At 64.2% G+C, this 548-nt stretch carries 1 protein-coding gene; it reads right to left on the bottom strand.

Annotation, left to right across the window (positions count from 1 at the left end; all coding sequences use genetic code 11):
* Positions 1–548 (bottom strand): TROVE domain-containing protein (locus A5695_RS20775; protein ID WP_156749781.1); only part of this gene is annotated, 548 nt, incomplete at both ends.

Genomic DNA, 548 nt, shown 5'->3' with positions numbered 1-548 from the left:
TGACACATCCAGCGCGAGCAGCGTCCGCTTGTTCGCGGGTTCCACAGCGGCGAAGGCGTTGTAGAAGGCCGCATCCAGTGCATCGCTGATGCGAGGTATCGGAGTCCATGTCGACTCGCCTCGAGCGGACGCACCGGATGCGTAGGTGCGCTGCGCCACCAGCACGTTGATTGGGTGGACGCGGGCCTTCTTCAACCGCTCCCCGTCAGCCAGCTGCTCGGCCACGAGAGTGGCATAGTTGCCGCTCAACACACCAAGGCGGGTGAGGCGGGGAAGCTGGCGCATCAACGCTGTCTGCGGAATCCCGTTGTCCAACAGTGCCCGCCACACATCGGGTTCACTCAGAGCGGCGTCGGGCAACATCTCCCACGACAGGTTCGGGTTGGCCAGAGCTCCCAGCCAGCCCTGAACTGTGGTAGCGCGCTGCACTTCCTCAAACGCATCCACCAGATCAGGGAAGTCACGGTTGGTTTCACCGCGGCAGATGTAGTCGTACAGGGCGGTGTGCGCCGCATCCCCGCCAGGATGGGACAGGCGGAGCAGGTCGC

This window comes from Mycobacterium sp. E1747 (genome assembly GCF_001667775.1).
In the GTDB taxonomy this organism is placed as follows: domain Bacteria; phylum Actinomycetota; class Actinomycetes; order Mycobacteriales; family Mycobacteriaceae; genus Mycobacterium.
This window is presented reverse-complemented; position numbering and strand designations above follow the sequence as displayed.